The sequence below is a fragment of the Corynebacterium rouxii genome, from assembly GCF_902702935.1.
Classification (GTDB): domain Bacteria; phylum Actinomycetota; class Actinomycetes; order Mycobacteriales; family Mycobacteriaceae; genus Corynebacterium; species Corynebacterium rouxii.
Genome location: NZ_LR738855.1, coordinates 794,284 through 809,667 on the forward strand (window position 1 = coordinate 794,284; position 15,384 = coordinate 809,667).

The window sequence follows — 15,384 nt, forward strand, 5'->3', positions numbered from 1 at the left end:
ACGTATTAAGTAACCTGTTTGGTTCCCTCGGGGGTGACGATCCAATTACAGGTGGCGTCGTGAGGCTCGAAGGGAATAGCGCTGTTGACTTCGGTATCGAAGAGTATTGCAACAGTAGGGGTATCAACTCCGGCTAGTGCGCGGTCGTAATAGCCGGCTCCTTGACCGAGCCGTCGCCCGCCGGGTGTTATGCCAAGAGCTGGGACGATGATGAGATCTAAGTCGTGAAGGATATCGCTGCTGTGTGATGGCGTGGTGGGTTCTAATATTTCGAATGTGCCACGTTCAACTGAATCAGCGCCGGAGTAGCGTCCCCATGCTAATTGGCGGTTGGGGAGGGATTTGGGTATCCACAGTTCGGACAGTATACCTGCGAGATTGTCGGCAAAATCAGCCCCGCCAGGTTCTGTGACTTCGGGCATATATGCTGCGGCGCGTGTGGCATTAATGGCGCGGATGAGGGCTGTCAGATGAGCAAGGATGGCAGCGTTATCGACGTGCAAATCGGCTGTGGTACGGGCTAATCGAGCAGTACGTATGCGATTTCTGGCATTTTTTTTGGCGGCAGTGAGCGTTGCGGTGTCAGACATAGCCACCAGCTTAGAGGGTGTTTATGGTCGTTTCCCCACGGGGAGGGGCTCAGAATGTGACTTTTAATTTCGGTTTTCCTTGGTGCCGAAACCTATCTGGGGCGTAGTTCGCGGTACTGTTTTCTTTATGACTTCACCCAAGAGTGGTAATTCGTGTGCCGTCAAAACCGTGATCGTCCCAGCTGCTGGTTTGGGTACACGGTTTCTCCCTGCCACAAAGACCGTCCCTAAGGAGCTTCTTCCGGTCGTCGATACGCCAGGTATCGAGCTGATTGCTGAGGAGGCCGCGCAGTTGGGGGCAACGCGTTTGGCTGTGATTACGGCACCGAAAAAGCAGGAAGTGTTGGATCACTTCAACAGGTTCCCAGAGCTGGAAGCAACGTTGGAAAGTCGTGGCAAGAAGGATCAGCTGGCAAAGGTTGTGCGTGCTGCTGAACTGATTCAGCCGGTTTCTGTGGTTCAAGAGACCCCGCTTGGTCTAGGGCATGCAGTGGGGTTGGCGGAAAGCGTGTTGGATGACGATGAAGATGTTGTGGCCGTCATGCTTCCGGATGACTTGGTGCTGCCCATGGGCGTTGTGGAAAAGATGGTGGAGGTGCGTCGCCAGCTGGGGGGATCGGTGCTGTGCGCTTTCGATGTTCCTCGGGAAGATGTGTATAACTACGGTGTTTTTGACATTGAGGAGTGCGATTACGACGGCCCTTACCAGGTCAAGAGCGTGAAAGGCATGGTGGAAAAGCCAGCCGTTGAAGATGCACCTTCGACGTTTGTTGCAACGGGTCGTTATCTTTTAGATTGTGCGATTTTTGATGCGCTTCGTCGCATAACTCCTGGTGCTGGTGGCGAATTGCAGCTTACTGATGCTATTGCTCTGCTTATTGATGAAGGCCATCCAGTCCACATCTTGGTCCATGACGGTAAGCGTCATGATTTGGGTAATCCTGGCGGTTATATCCCAGCAGTGGTGGATTTTGGTTTGTCGGATCCGACGTATGGCCCACATTTGAAGAAGGTGCTGCGTACCATTTTGGAAGAGCACGGCGCTTAAGATTTACCCTGCGGGGTAAGCGCGGTTGTTGTGTGTTTTCGTGAGAAAGGGCACACTGCCTAGGAGAGAAGTTTACCAGTTTTAAAGGAGTCGGACGTGCGCTCAGTGGAGCAGCAGCTAGCCCTTGTCACCCAATCTGCGGTAGCGCCAGAGCCTGTGCGCATCGCTATCGCTGAGGCACTGGGGCTTATGTGTGCTGAGGAAGTGCAGGCATCGCGTGCGCTTCCCGGCTTCGACCAGGCTGCGATTGACGGATATGCGGTCCGTGCGGTCGACGTCGGCGGTGAACGTGGCCTTGGCCGGCCTATCGACGCCCCTATTGGTCCGATTGAAACCTCCTTGCCAGTTGTCGGTGAGGTCCCTGCGGGGTCGCAGCGTCCGTTGCGTCTGCAACCCAAACAAGCTGTGCGAGTACATACGGGTGCGCCGTTGCCCACGCTATCTGATGCTGTTATCCCACTGGAGTGGACAGATTGTGGCCGTAAGCGCATGACGGCGCATCGGCCGGTGCGCTCTGGAGAGTTTGTGCGTCATGTTGGCGATGACATTCGTCCCGGCGATGTTGCGGTAAGCGATGGTGCAATTCTAAGCCCTGCCCATATTGGCTTGCTGGCAGCTGTTGGTCGTTCCAAGGTGTTGGTGTATCCGCGTCCGCGCATGTCGGTGATCTCCGTAGGACATGAGTTAGTAGATATTGACCGTGAGCCTAGTTTGGGGCAAGTATTTGATGTGAACTCCTATGCGTTAGCGGCTGCAGGACGTGATGCTGGTGCCGATGTGCACCGTGTTGGTATCGCAGCTGGTGAACCACGTCGCCTCCGCGAAATTGTGGAATCTCAGCTTCTACGCAGTGAGATCATTGTTATCGCTGGAGCAGTTGGTGGTTCTGGATCCGAGGAGATTCGTCGTATTTTGTCGGATTTGGGAGAAATTGATACCACACGCGTTGCTATGCACCCCGGTTCTGTCCAAGGTTTTGGACTGCTGGGAGAAAATCAGACCCCCGTCTTCTTGCTTCCTAGTAATACTGTGTCGTCGTTGGTCATTTTTGAAATGTTCATCCGTCCAGTCGTGCGCATGAGTTTGGGTAAGCGATCGTCGCAACGCCGTTTGGTGCGTGCGCGTGCGCTTAACCATGTGGGCTCGAAGGTGGGGCGTCGTGGCTATATTCGTGCTCGATTGATGCGTGATGCCCAGACTCAGGATTATTTGGTGGAAGGCTTAGGTGGTGCGAACGGTGCACCGGCCCACTTGCTGGCGGGCTTGGCCGAGGCAAATGCGATGATCAAGATTCCGGAGGACGTCAATGAGGTCCGCCCAGGAGACATCGTCGAAGTTCTGTTTATGTCCCAAGGTCGCTAGCGCGTATGTCTCGCTTGTTTTCTCGGGTCAAGGAGATGCGCTCTGATCGCGTTGCTATCCATCCACGCCATCCTGGTTGGCCAGAGGCCACCCCTGCGGTGTTTACTTCCGCAGATGTTCATGTTCGCCTCCGCCCGCTTGATAAGAACGATAAATCGGCATGGCGTATGATGCGGCTTTCTGACCAGCGATTTTTGGAGCCGGTAGAACCTACGGTTGAGGATACGTGGCAATCCGCGCATTCTTCTGCTGCCTGGCGTTCTTATATATTCTCGTTAAGAGAAGCCGCGTTTGCAGGGGCTTTGGTACCTATGAGTATTGAGGCGAATGGGCAATTTGTCGGGCAGCTGACAATTGGCTCAATCCAACATGGCATCAGCTCTGACGCATGGATTGGCTATTGGGTGCATAGTTCCGTTACTGGCCAAGGTATTGCCACGGCCGCGTGCGCGTTAGGCGTGGATCATGCGTTTCGACGCGTTCGTGTGCACCGTTTGACGGCGACCTATTTGCCTCACAATATTGGCTCCCAGATAGTTCTGGAGCGCTGCGGGTTTAGGCACGAAGGATATTTGGAACGAAACTTGCACATCAATGGAATGTGGCGGGATCATTACCTTATGGCGCAAACTAACGATGAGTTCACCTCACCGTGCGTTGATCGCTTGATCGCATCAAGATTTTTGCGGCGCGCCTGACCCCATCCGTAACAGACGGGGGATAGCCTTAGAAAATTACAGTGTTTGACTCTTAACTCACTAGACGAGTTAAGCCTCAGTGCTTTACGCTCATCACAAGTACAACAACCCGGAAAGGCCTACAACGTGTCCGGAACCGTCGTGATCGTCCTGATCGTCTTGGTGTGGCTCTTCGTGCTCGCACCATGGCTGCTGCGTGGCCAAAAGCCGATCCGTAAAGCCGGTGAGGGATTCGATGACACCCGCGTGGTGTATGAAGGCGGCAGTGAACAGCTGCAACCACGCCATCACCCAAAGGTTGGTCCCCACGATGTGCACACTGGATATGAGGCCGATTCGGCTGAACATGAGTTGGAATACGCCGAAGTAACTGAGGTTATTGACCAATCTGCCGAAGTCGAGGAAGAAGACACTCAAGGACCACTGATCGATCAAGATCCAGCAACCACGTTGGGTGATGTATTCGCACACGCAAAAGAAAAGATTGGAGCTAAACGCTCCCGTGGGGAAACTCCGCATGCTTCTGTGATGCCACAGGTCGTTGAAGGCGAAATTGTTGCAGAGCTACCAGCACCTCAGGTTGTAGCGGACGAAGACGATGTTCGCGACGAGGCAAGCCTTGATGTGGTTGATGGCGACGATGAGATCGCGCGTTATGACTTCGATGATGCTTACGTCGGTCCTGATGATTTGATGTACCCCTCCGATGACGATATGGTTACCTCTCTCGATCGCAGCGAGGCCACAGCGGAACCTGTGCTCGATGATGACTCTGATCTCACCGATGAGGAGCGTGCGTTTGCAGAACGACGCAGCCATCGCGGTAGCTGGGACCCAGAATCTGAGGCTCAGGCGGTAGCAACCCGTCAGCAGCGTCGTCAGCGGACAGTCATGGGGCTCGGTGCCGCAGTGATCGTCTCGTTGGTTGCTGCGGTCGTGTTTGGCGGCTGGGCTTGGGCGGGCGCAGGTGGTTGCGCAGGATTGCTGGCATTGTACCTGTGGGCATTGCGTCGTCAAGTTATTGCGGAGCAAGCGCTGCGCCGTCGTCGTATTCAGCAGTTGCGTCGTGCGCGTTGGGGCGTGCGCAACTCGGCTGATGAGGAACTTGGTATCCCGAACCGGTTGCGTCGTCCAGGGGCAGTAGTGCTAGAGATCGACGACGAGTCTCCTGATTTTGAATATCTTGACGTAGTTGCTGATTCCCGACGCGACGGGCAAACACCACACTTTGACGGTGCTGATCATCACCGTCGCGTGGGCTAAGGTGTTGTTTAGTTCAACTGACAAGGGGAAACGGGATTCATGGATCAGCCCATAGTGCGTGATATTGCCCTGCTAGTTTTTCGTGCGGTGTTGGGCATCGTGTTTGTTGCACATGGCTTCGAGCGGTTTTTTCGTACTGGGTTGGTAGAAACAACCGGACAATTTAGCGCTATGGGAGTGCCCCAGCCCAAGCTTTCTGCTTACCTCACTGCCACGGGAGAACTCCTCGGCGGTTCGTTACTTGTGGTGGGGATACTGACCACCTTTGTTGCCGGCGCACTGGCTTTGTTAGTTGTGGCTGCAATCTACTTTGTTCACCTTGATCATGGCTTCTTTGTGGCCGATTCTGGAATGGAATATCCCTTGGTCATGGTGGTGGCGTTGTTGATGATCGTCGTTTTTGGTGCAGGACGCGCCAGCATAGATGGAGTACTCAGCCGTGCTGACTTGTAGCACAATCCAGGCTGCGCTATCGGCGCGGCTTGACGGGGAAACACCAGGCATTGACGACGATGTCATTGATACGCATCTGGACTCGTGTCCCGACTGCCAAGCATATTTTGATCAGGCCGTAGCTCTTAACCGATCGCTTGCGTTTAGGATTCCCGAGGCGGCCGATACCGAGGCACCTGATCTTATCGACGACATCCTCGCGAATGTAGAACCCCAGTGGCGCAAACAAGCTGCTACGCGTGCATGGAATACCGCACTATCTCGGGTAAGCATTGTGGTCGTGGGGCTGTTGTGGCTCGCGTGGGCGATAAACCTTATTGCCATCACATCGACGGAAATAGATCCGCTAGTAAACCGAGTTTCCATGGAGGCGGCATCTCTTCGGTTCGCTATAGCTTTCAGCCTCTTTTTTGCTGCTTGGCAGCCTCGTGTGGTGGGCGGACTTTTGCCTGTTGTCGCTGCCGTGTGGACTTTCGAAGTAGGCTTTGGAATTCGTGACATCTTCTTAGCTCCGGAAGCCGGCGACATCATGATCCAACTCGGGCTGCTATTTCTCGCAGTGGTGACATTGTCGTGGCTGTGGATATCGGACAAAGGCTGGGTCATCGTGCGAGAGATGGTGCGCAGCTTATCGTCCGATCCACGGTAAGTCCTCGTTAACGCCAGCTTGGTAACCACATCATGGCGTTAAACCATGCGTCTGGAATTACAAACCCATACAGCAGTGGTGAGAAGTAAAAGAACATTGCGATCACGATCGCGAGATAGCAAATGGCAAGAATTCTCCCCGTGGGGAAAACTCGGCCTTTCCAGAATGCGGCCGGGCGGAGGCGTCGATACGCTCCTGCGTCCATGAGATAGTTAAGGGCTATAGCCAGCATGACGATGGTGAATGGGACGAGCGCAGTCGCGTAGAAGAAATACATTTGGCGGTCATAAGTTACCAGCCACGGCAAAAAACCGGCCATGAAGCTGACCCATGGGATGAGATATGCTGCGCGGCGATGAATGATCATTTCCCACAGTGCCCAGCACACTACGGGTACGGTGAGCCACCAAATCGCAGGAGTGCCAAAGAGATATATCATGCGTCGGCATGAGCCAAACGCGCAAGAAATATCCGTACTGGAGTAATAGAGAATCGGGCGAGTAGCGGCTAGCCAAGACCATGGTTTGGAATCCCACGGATGACTGTGCCCGGAGGACGTTGTCAAAGAAGCGTGAAACTCTAAGACCTCAGCGTGATAGTAAAGCCAGCTTGCTACCGTGTCTGGAAACAGCCGAAGAATGCTGTTGTTCTCCACATCTCCAGTGGCAACAGCATGCCTAAACACAGAGGTTTCTGAAGCAAACCACGCGCGCCAGCTCCACGTATAAACGGCCAGCGGAACGAGAACGAGGGACGCAAAAGCGGGGAAGGCATCTTTGACTAGCATGCCCAGCGTGGCGTTACGAGCACCGAAGATGTGGCGTCGCCAAGCATCGAGTACTACGGCTAGGATGCCGAAGAACATGATGTAGTACAGGCCGGACCATTTCACGGATACCGCGCAGCCGAGGAACACTCCCGTGGCGAAACGCCACCAACGAAAGCCTATTCGAGGTCCAAGATCTGTGTCGAGTAGTTGTTGCGACCAGGCGTTATACATGCGGGCATAGACTTGCTGGTGGTCACGGCATAGCGTCCAAGCGGCGGTGACAATGAAGAGCACTTGGATAATGTCGAGCATTCCGAATCGGGATGTGACGAGGAGGACGCCGTCGAAAATCGCGATGATGCCGGCGATAGTTGCTGCCCGTGAAGATAAGGTCACGCGTCGGGTCAGAGCCATGATGGCCACAATGGTCAAGGTGCCGCATAGAGCGGTCACTGCCCGCCAGCCGAGTGGGGTGTACCCAAATAGTGCTTCACCATAGGCGATGAGTTGTTTGGCGAGCGGGGGATGGACGACAAGTCCGTAGCCTGGGTTCGATTCGATACCTCCGGTAATGGGGTTGATCCATGATTCGACCATGTCCCAGGCTTGTGGCACGTAGTGTTTCTCGTCGAACACGGGGGTATGTGCGGAGGTTGCTGAGGTAATTCCGATGGCACGCATGAGAAATGCTGCGATGGTGATGATCGCGGTCGAGATGGTGTCGTATCGCGACCATTGCAGCGCGTGAGGCGCGTGCGGGTAGGTGGCGCTGGGGAAGCGGGGCGCGTATCGACGCCTCCTAGTCAGCGCTGCTACGAGGCGACTGCGTGGTTGGGCCTTGGCGGTATCCGGAGCCGAATGAGAAGTCACGCGGTTTAGTCTACGAGGTTTGGGTGTCCAACGAAGACTCGATTGGTGATGGAAGGGGGTGTTGGGGAGTTTCCCCACGGAGGAGGAAGTACAGTTGCAGCAGGGGTGAAAACTTCTGCTTATGTGACGCCGGTTATAGTGTTTGCGTGCTTATGCGCTGCGGGGATTTGGTGATTGTCTGGGTGTCTGCACGCGGTAGGTCGGGGGTGATGTGGATATGTGTTGGGCGACCGAAAATGTGGGATTTCTGCGGGAAATCGCTGCACAAGTGCCATTGACAGCCAATCGTTACGCATTTGTGACCATTGATTGGGCTTTTGCGTAATTATGCAGGGTTTTTGCTATGTAACAAGCTGATAAAAAAGTGAAGAAACTGACTGATAATCTTCTACTTTGAGCATCCCTGTCTTTATAAAGGTCTTTCTTATCGTCATGATAGATATATGACCGATTCGCACAATAATCCCTCACGGGACGAGGAGCTTCGCAACAGTGAGGCCTCTCGTCCCGAGTTCAGTACGGATCCCTCGTCCGGATCCAGTGAGAGCACGGCACTGGAATCGACAACCTCGTCAGCACCTGTCGTCAGCGCAACGGCAGAGCTTGCCGCCATGATCGAGGGCGAAGGACTTATCGCTGAGGTATCCGCAGCACCGGAAAAAGAAATTACTTTCGAAGGTGAAGATGACAACGCAGGGGTGGACTGGAAAGTCACAGCCCCTGCCATGGTGATCGTTCTTGCCGTCGTTGCGTGGGGTATCTTCGGCACGACGAGCTTCTCTTCCTTTGCGGCATCCTCGCTCGGATATATAGTGGAGAGCTTCGGCTGGGCTTTTATCTTCTTTACTACGGTGTTCTTGATCTTTGCCATTGCTATTGCATTGAGCAACTTTGGCACAATCAAGCTCGGACGCAACGATGAAGCCCCTGAGTTTTCCACCACGTCGTGGATCGCCATGATGTTTGCTGCCGGCATGGGCATTGGTTTGATGTTCTATGGAGCATCCGAACCACTAAGCAATTACCTCAACGGCGTTCCCGGACATGAGCCACGTTCCGTGGGGCATGCCATGAGCACCACCTTGCTGCACTGGACGCTGCACCCATGGGCAATTTATGGCATTTTTGGCCTTGCTATTGCATATAGCACGTTCCGCTTGGGACGTCGTCAGCTGTTGAGCTCGGCGTTTATCCCACTGATCGGCGAACGCGGAGCAAAAGGATGGATCGGCCGCATTGTCGATATCTTGGCCATTATCGCTACCATCTTCGGTACCGCTTGTTCACTGGGCGTCGGTGCTACCCAGATCAGCGCTGGTCTTGATGCCGCAGGTGTGGTGAAAGATCCAGGAATGAGTACGGTTTTGGGCATCGTGTCTGTATTGACTTTGGCCTTCTTGTTGTCAGCAATGTCTGGCGTAGGCAAAGGCATTCAGTATGTATCTAATGCCAACATGATCCTTGCGGCACTCTTGGCTATTTTCGTGTTCATTCTGGGGCCGACCGTCACCATCTTGAACCTGATCCCAGGTTCGCTGGGTGCGTACCTTTCTAACTTCTTCGAAATGGTTGGCCGAACTGCAGAATCTGCCGACGGATCAGCAGGAGAGTGGCTGGGTAGCTGGACCATTTTCTACTGGGCATGGTGGATCTCGTGGAGCCCATTTGTGGGCATGTTCTTGGCACGTATTTCTCGTGGTCGCACGATCCGCGAGTTCCTGTTCGGCGTCATGCTTGTGCCTGCAGCAGTGTCTGTCGTTTGGTTCGCCATCTTTGGTGGCACTGCTATTCACCTCGAACAAGAGGGTCGCTCTATCTACGGTGACGGCTCTGCTGAATACCAGCTCTTCGAACTGTTGCATGCACTGCCAGGTGGCAAGATTGCCGGTGTTGTTGCCGTGATTTTGTTGGCTACCTTCTTTATCACCTCTGCCGATTCGGCTTCCACGGTGATGGGATCCATGAGCCAAAATGGTCAAACAGATGCGAATAAGTACGTATCGGCCGCGTGGGGTCTTTTGGTTGCTTTGATCGGTATGACCATGTTGGTTTCTGGTGGCGATGATGTTTTGAGCAACCTGCAAAATATCACCATCATTGCTGCAAGTCCGTTCCTTGTGGTGATCGTCATTTTGATGTTTGCGGTGTTGAAAGACCTCAGAAACGATGAGATCTACTTGGACTACCGTGAGCAGCAGCGCTTCGCGTCTCGTTTGGCTCGTGAACGTCGTATCCACTTGGAGCACGAGAAGCGGAAGAAGGCCCGTGAGAAGCGTCGTAACGCGAAGGAGCACAAAGAGCACAAGGGTCGCGTGCCACGGGCTGGAAAGGGCGACCACCTACGGCACCGTCGATAAGCGGGCATCGTGAAGATGTCAGACCATAATTAAACAAAAATTTCACACATGTATTTTGAAAGGTGAGCACCTTTAACCATGCTCAAAAAAACAATTACTATCGCGATGGCGTTCGTCGGAATTGTTATCGGCGCCGGCTTTGCCACCGGCCAGGAAGTACTTCAGTACTTCGTGTCCTTCGGAATGATGGGCATTTTCGGTGCGGCGCTGTCGGCAGTGATTATGACCGTTACCGGTATGGCATCTATCCAGCTGGGATCGTATTTCCTGGCTAACGACCACGGCACGGTGTTGCGTCGTATCTCGCACCCTATCGTGGCGCGTATTCTCGACGCCGCTGTGCTGATCACCCTTTTTGCCACGGGCGTGGTTATGCTCGCAGGTTCTGGTTCGAACCTCAACCAGCAGTTTGGTTGGCCGGCGTGGGCGGGCTCGTTGCTCATGCTGGTGCTCGTGATGGTCGCGGGGCTTCTCGACGTAGACAAGCTTACCGCTGTGATCGGCTCTATTACGCCACTCATCATCATCTTCGTGATTGTGGCGATCGTCTATGCTCTGAGCACCAGCAATGCTGACATCGATACTCTCAACCAAGCTGCTGCCACCATTAACTCCGCAACCCCACACTGGGCGCTTGCATCGTTGAACTATGTAGGTCTTGCCCTCATGATGGGTGTCTCTATGGCGATCATCATCGGTGGCAACAATGTTGACCCTCGTGCCGCTGGTCTAGGAGGACTTACCGGTGGCGTGATCTACGGTGTGATGCTGACCTTCACCGCATTAGCTCTTTACCGCGTTGCAGACAAAGTTGCTGCTGACGATGTGCCAATGCTGACCATCATTAACGAGATTCACCCAATTTTGGGCACCGTGATGTCGCTCGTTATCGTGGGCATGATTTTTAACACGGCGCTGGGTATGTTCTATGCCTTTGCCAAGCGCGCTACTTCCTCACGGAAGGCACTGTTTTATCCTGTTTATCTGATCGCTTCGGCGCTGGGTTTTGCGGCTTCGTTCATGGGCTTTAAAAAGCTGGTGGGTGTTGTTTATCCGGCACTGGGTTATCTCGGTATTTTGCTTGTGGTTGTGGTTGCTGTGGCATGGTTGCGCGGCTTTGCCAAGATTCGTGACGAACGTGCTCGCCGCGACAAAATCCATAAGCTCACCAAGCGCAAGCTGGATCCAACGAAGCGCTTTAGCTCGAAGCAACAGCGTCAGCTTGATCGTTTGACGCGTGAATCGAATCTCAAGCCCAGTGAGCTGAAGGAAACGATCCGTGAGGAAGTCGTGGAAGAACTCGCAGGTGCAGCCGATGGCGATGACGTCGACGCTGTGATCGACGAGGCTGCCGGTATCACCACAACCTACGAGCCGATCGAGTTTGAAGATACGACCGTCAGCGTGGAGGACACTTCACTTGGCCTGCCATCGCATGCGCGCCCCATGTCGGAACTAGAAGACCTCACTACTTTTGAAGAAGACATAGCTGAGGAGGCCGCGACTAACACGCCGGCTGATAAACCGGCCGCAAAGCAGTAAAACGTCTTAATACCGACGCTCCCATTTCCCGCGAGTGCCCACTGAGGCAGTAGTGGGGAGGAGGGGGCGTCGTTTTGCTTATCTCAACAGTGTGAGAAACTGGAGATTATGACTGACCAGCCCATTATTGACTACCGCTTCCTAGAGCCGCTGCCGCGTGGCATTATTTTGGCGGCGACCCCGCTAGGAAATATCGGTGATGCCTCGCCACGCTTGGCTCAAGCATTAGCTCAAGCGCATGTAGTCGCAGCTGAGGACACTCGGCGCACGCGTGCTCTCGCTCAGGCGTTGGGCGTAGAAATTACAGGTCAGGTGCTCAGCAACTTTGATCACAATGAGCAAGGTCGTGCCCAACAACTTGTCGAGATGGCACGAACACACACCGTTGTCGTTGTGACTGATGCCGGTATGCCTATCGTGTCGGATCCTGGATTCCCGTTGGTAGAAGCAGCACACGAGGCAGGTGTTCCGGTGACATGTTTCCCTGGACCTTCTGCTGTGCCGACCGCCTTGGCGTTGTCGGGGCTTCATGTAGGCAAATTCGCCTTTGATGGATTCGCGCCTCGTAAGCAAGGACAGCGGCGTGCTTGGCTGGAATCTTTGCAACAAGAACAACGCGCGGTGTGCTTTTTTGAATCGCCGCACCGAATTGCAGCAACGCTTGCCGACGCCGCCGAGGTGCTCGGTGCGAAGCGTCGTGCGGCCGTAGCGCGTGAGCTCACAAAAACTTTCGAGGAGGTTCGCCGCGGTGGGCTAGGAGAGCTTGCCGAGTGGGCAGCAGGGGGAATAAAGGGTGAGATCAGCGTTGTTATCGAAGGGGTACAACATGTGCAGCATGAAGATGCACATTCCTTGGTTGCAGTAGTGGAAGAGCGTGTTTTGGCTGGTGAAAGGCTCAAATCTGCGTGTGGTGAAGTTGCTGCCCACTACGGAGTAAGCAAGAAACAACTGTATGATGCAGTCCTCGAATCACGTGCTGGGTAGGAAATAAATTAAGGTATATAACCATGAATAACCGTGTTCTCGTTTCTGTTGCTTGGCCTTATGCCAACGGCCCCCGCCATATCGGCCATGTGGCGGGCTTTGGTGTTCCTTCTGATGTGTTCGCTCGCTACCAGCGAATGTCGGGCGCAGAGGTGCTCATGGTTTCAGGCACGGACGAGCACGGCACCCCACTGTTGGTGCAGGCAGATAAAGAAGGCGTATCAGTCAAGGAGCTTGCTGATCGCTACAACCGTCAGATTGTGGAAGACCTCGCTGGTCTAGGGTTGTCTTACGATCTGTTCACCCGTACCACCACTCGTAATCACTACGCTGTTGTGCAGGACTTGTTCAAGGGCTTGTATGAAAACGGCTACATGGTCAAAGAGACAACGATGGGTGCAGTTTCGCCATCAACGGGTAGGACGTTGCCGGACCGCTACATTGAAGGAACCTGTCCTGTCTGTGGCGCTTCGGGCGCGCGTGGCGATCAGTGTGATACGTGTGGTAACCAGCTTGATCCGGCAGATCTGATCAATCCTGTATCAAAGATCAACGGTGAAACGCCTAAGTTCATTGAGACCGAGCATTTTCTTCTCGATCTTCCTGCTCTTGCTGATGCTCTCGCTGCATGGTTGAAGGATCGTAAAGATTGGCGACCCAACGTTTTGAAGTTCTCGTTGAATCTGCTGGAGGACCTGCGTCCTCGTGCGATGAGCCGTGACATCGACTGGGGTATTCCTATTCCTGTCGAGGGTTGGCAGGACAACGGGGCAAAGAAGCTTTACGTGTGGTTTGACGCAGTAGTGGGATATCTATCTGCTTCGATTGAGTGGGCTTATCGCACTGGCGACCCTGAGGCATGGAAGAAGTGGTGGAACGATCCGGAGTCTGCGGGCTACTACTTCATGGGTAAGGACAACATTACGTTCCACTCCCAGATCTGGCCTGCTGAGCTCTTGGGCTACCAAGGCAAGGGAGCTAAGGGGGGTTCGGTCCACAGCTTGGGCGAGCTGAATCTTCCTACAGAAGTTGTGTCTTCGGAGTTCCTTACGATGTCGGGCTCGAAATTCTCGTCGTCTAAGGGCATCGTCATTTACGTCAAGGACTTCCTCAAAGAATTTGGTGCAGACCCACTGCGCTACTTCATTGCTGTTGCTGGCCCAGAAAATAACGACACGGACTTCACGTGGGATGAGTTTGTTCGCCGCGTGAACAACGAGCTTGCTAACGGTTGGGGCAACTTGGTCAACCGTACGGTTTCGATGGCGTATAAGAACTTCGGTGAGGTTCCAACACCAGGTGAGCTGACTGAGTCGGATAAGAAGATCCTTGCTCAGGCAGAGGAAGCCTTTGCTATCGTTGGTGAGGCATTGGCACATTCTCGCTTCAAGCAGGGCATCACTCACGCCATGCATATTGTTGGCGAGGCTAACGCTTACATTGCGGAGCAGCAGCCATGGAAGCTTGCTAAGGATGAGTCGCAGCGTGAGCGCCTAGCTACTGTTTTGTGGACTGCTTTGCAGGTTGTGTCTGACTGCAACGTGCTTCTTACCCCGTACCTGCCTCATATTGCTCAGCAAGTGCATGAGACGTTGGGCCGCGATGGTGTCTGGGCCGCTAAGCCGCAGATCGTTGAGGTTACTGACGACATGCCCGTTGAGCCTATTGGCGTGGGTATTCCAGAGGCTGGTCAGACTTATCCGGTGATCATGGGCGATTACACATCCCAGCAGGCACGGTGGGCTCGTGTCGACGTTCAGCCTGGTACTGCGCTATCGAAGCCGAAGCCACTCATTGCCAAGTTGGATCCAGAGCTTGGAGTAACGGGCCCTGAGTGGGCTCCAGTTAATCCGTAGTTCTTTTCTATACTGGCTAGCATGTCAAAAAAGAAGCCTCGTCCGATTCCTGTTCCAGCCGATACCATTCCAGGGCTTATCGACGCTCACACGCACATCGCCTCGTGTGGTGCGAAGGAACAAGATGAGGTAGATGCTCTCGTGCAACGAGCGCTTGCTGCTGGCGTTGAACGGATCTGTACCGTAGGCGACGGGCTGGCAGAGGCAGAATATGCGCTTCAAGCAGCACATATGAATTCCCGCGTGTTTGCGGCATGTGCTATCCATCCGACGCGCGCTGGTGAGCTTGATCAGGCAGCCCGTGAACGGCTGACTGTGATGGCTCATGATCCGCGCTGTGTCGCGATTGGGGAAACCGGTATTGATACCTACTGGATTACCCATGACCCCGACAACACTGCGGATATTGAAACTCAAGAAGAAGCTTTGCGATGGCACATTGATTTAGCCGTTGCTTCCGGAAAAGCGCTGATGATTCACAACCGTGAGGGTGACGACCACCTCATACGTATTCTCGACGATGCTCCGCAGCCACCAGAAACTATCCTGCACTGTTTTTCCTCACCGATTGATGTGGCAAAGCAAGCCCTCGACCGTGGATACGTGCTGAGCTTTGCAGGAAATGTGACTTTTAAGCGTAACGAGGAACTGCGAGAAGCTGCGCGGATCGCTCCTATTTCACAAGTACTTATCGAAACCGACGCTCCCTACATGACCCCAGAGCCTTTTCGAGGTGTACGTAATGAGTCCGCATTGATCGGCCATACGGCATTGTGCGTTGCTACATCCCGTGGGGAATTGGTGGCTGACTTCGTGGCTGGAATTTCGCAAACTTTTGATCGGGTGTACGGCCTTGCTTAAGACATGTGAGGTTTGAGTAAACAGATGTGATTGGTGTGCTGAGCGCGATGAGAAGGGCTCGACAATGCCGTGCTGTTATCGT

The 15,384-nt window shown here is 53.9% G+C and carries 13 protein-coding genes; 11 read left to right on the top strand and 2 right to left on the bottom strand.

What is annotated here, in order from left to right:
• Positions 1-5: 5 nt before the first annotated feature.
• Positions 6-590, bottom strand: coding sequence for a 5-formyltetrahydrofolate cyclo-ligase (locus tag CIP100161_RS04115; protein WP_155872099.1), 585 nt, complete (start codon positions 588-590; stop codon positions 6-8).
• Positions 591-717: 127 nt separating this feature from the next.
• On the opposite strand from CIP100161_RS04115, the gene CIP100161_RS04120 reads away from it, so the two are divergent.
• The 6 genes from CIP100161_RS04120 to CIP100161_RS04145 all read left to right on the top strand — a co-directional run bounded on the left by CIP100161_RS04120 (position 718) and on the right by CIP100161_RS04145 (position 6,063).
• Positions 718-1,638: a UTP--glucose-1-phosphate uridylyltransferase gene (locus CIP100161_RS04120; RefSeq protein ID WP_155872101.1), complete on the top strand. Its 921-nt coding sequence runs from the start codon at positions 718-720 to the stop codon at positions 1,636-1,638.
• A gap of 96 nt (positions 1,639-1,734) precedes the next feature.
• The gene (gene glp / locus CIP100161_RS04125) at positions 1,735-3,000 is read left to right on the top strand and encodes a molybdotransferase-like divisome protein Glp (RefSeq protein WP_155872103.1); all 1,266 of its coding nucleotides are present in this window, start codon (positions 1,735-1,737) and stop codon (positions 2,998-3,000) included.
• 35 nt (positions 3,001-3,035) lie between these two features.
• Complete coding sequence (locus CIP100161_RS04130; RefSeq protein ID WP_155874523.1) at positions 3,036-3,698, top strand: GNAT family N-acetyltransferase; 663 nt, start codon at positions 3,036-3,038, stop codon at positions 3,696-3,698.
• A gap of 126 nt (positions 3,699-3,824) precedes the next feature.
• Positions 3,825-4,961: a divisome protein SepX/GlpR gene (sepX, locus tag CIP100161_RS04135; protein ID WP_155874524.1), complete on the top strand. Its 1,137-nt coding sequence runs from the start codon at positions 3,825-3,827 to the stop codon at positions 4,959-4,961.
• 39 nt (positions 4,962-5,000) lie between these two features.
• Positions 5,001-5,414 (top strand): DoxX family protein, encoded by a 414-nt coding sequence (locus CIP100161_RS04140; protein WP_155872105.1) that lies wholly within the window; start codon positions 5,001-5,003, stop codon positions 5,412-5,414.
• Positions 5,401-6,063: a zf-HC2 domain-containing protein gene (locus CIP100161_RS04145; protein WP_155872107.1), complete on the top strand. Its 663-nt coding sequence runs from the start codon at positions 5,401-5,403 to the stop codon at positions 6,061-6,063. Before CIP100161_RS04140 ends, CIP100161_RS04145 begins: the two co-directional genes overlap by 14 nt.
• A gap of 7 nt (positions 6,064-6,070) precedes the next feature.
• On the opposite strand, the gene CIP100161_RS04150 is transcribed toward CIP100161_RS04145, so the two are convergent.
• Complete coding sequence (locus tag CIP100161_RS04150) at positions 6,071-7,780, bottom strand: dolichyl-phosphate-mannose--protein mannosyltransferase (RefSeq protein WP_155872109.1); 1,710 nt, start codon at positions 7,778-7,780, stop codon at positions 6,071-6,073.
• A gap of 365 nt (positions 7,781-8,145) precedes the next feature.
• Here CIP100161_RS04150 and CIP100161_RS04155 point away from each other — a divergent pair, with 365 nt between their 5' ends.
• From CIP100161_RS04155 to CIP100161_RS04175, 5 genes are all read left to right on the top strand, one after another.
• The gene (locus CIP100161_RS04155; protein WP_155872111.1) at positions 8,146-10,059 is read left to right on the top strand and encodes a BCCT family transporter; all 1,914 of its coding nucleotides are present in this window, start codon (positions 8,146-8,148) and stop codon (positions 10,057-10,059) included.
• A 78-nt stretch (positions 10,060-10,137) separates the two neighbouring features.
• Positions 10,138-11,601 (top strand): YkvI family membrane protein, encoded by a 1,464-nt coding sequence (locus CIP100161_RS04160; RefSeq protein WP_155872113.1) that lies wholly within the window; start codon positions 10,138-10,140, stop codon positions 11,599-11,601.
• Between the two features lie 108 nt (positions 11,602-11,709).
• Positions 11,710-12,585: a 16S rRNA (cytidine(1402)-2'-O)-methyltransferase gene (gene rsmI / locus CIP100161_RS04165; protein WP_155872115.1), complete on the top strand. Its 876-nt coding sequence runs from the start codon at positions 11,710-11,712 to the stop codon at positions 12,583-12,585.
• A gap of 23 nt (positions 12,586-12,608) precedes the next feature.
• Positions 12,609-14,441, top strand: coding sequence for a methionine--tRNA ligase (gene metG, locus CIP100161_RS04170; protein ID WP_155872116.1), 1,833 nt, complete (start codon positions 12,609-12,611; stop codon positions 14,439-14,441).
• Between the two features lie 21 nt (positions 14,442-14,462).
• On the top strand, positions 14,463-15,302 hold the full coding sequence (locus CIP100161_RS04175; RefSeq protein ID WP_155872118.1) for a TatD family hydrolase: 840 nt from the start codon (positions 14,463-14,465) through the stop codon (positions 15,300-15,302).
• Positions 15,303-15,384 lie beyond the last annotated feature (82 nt).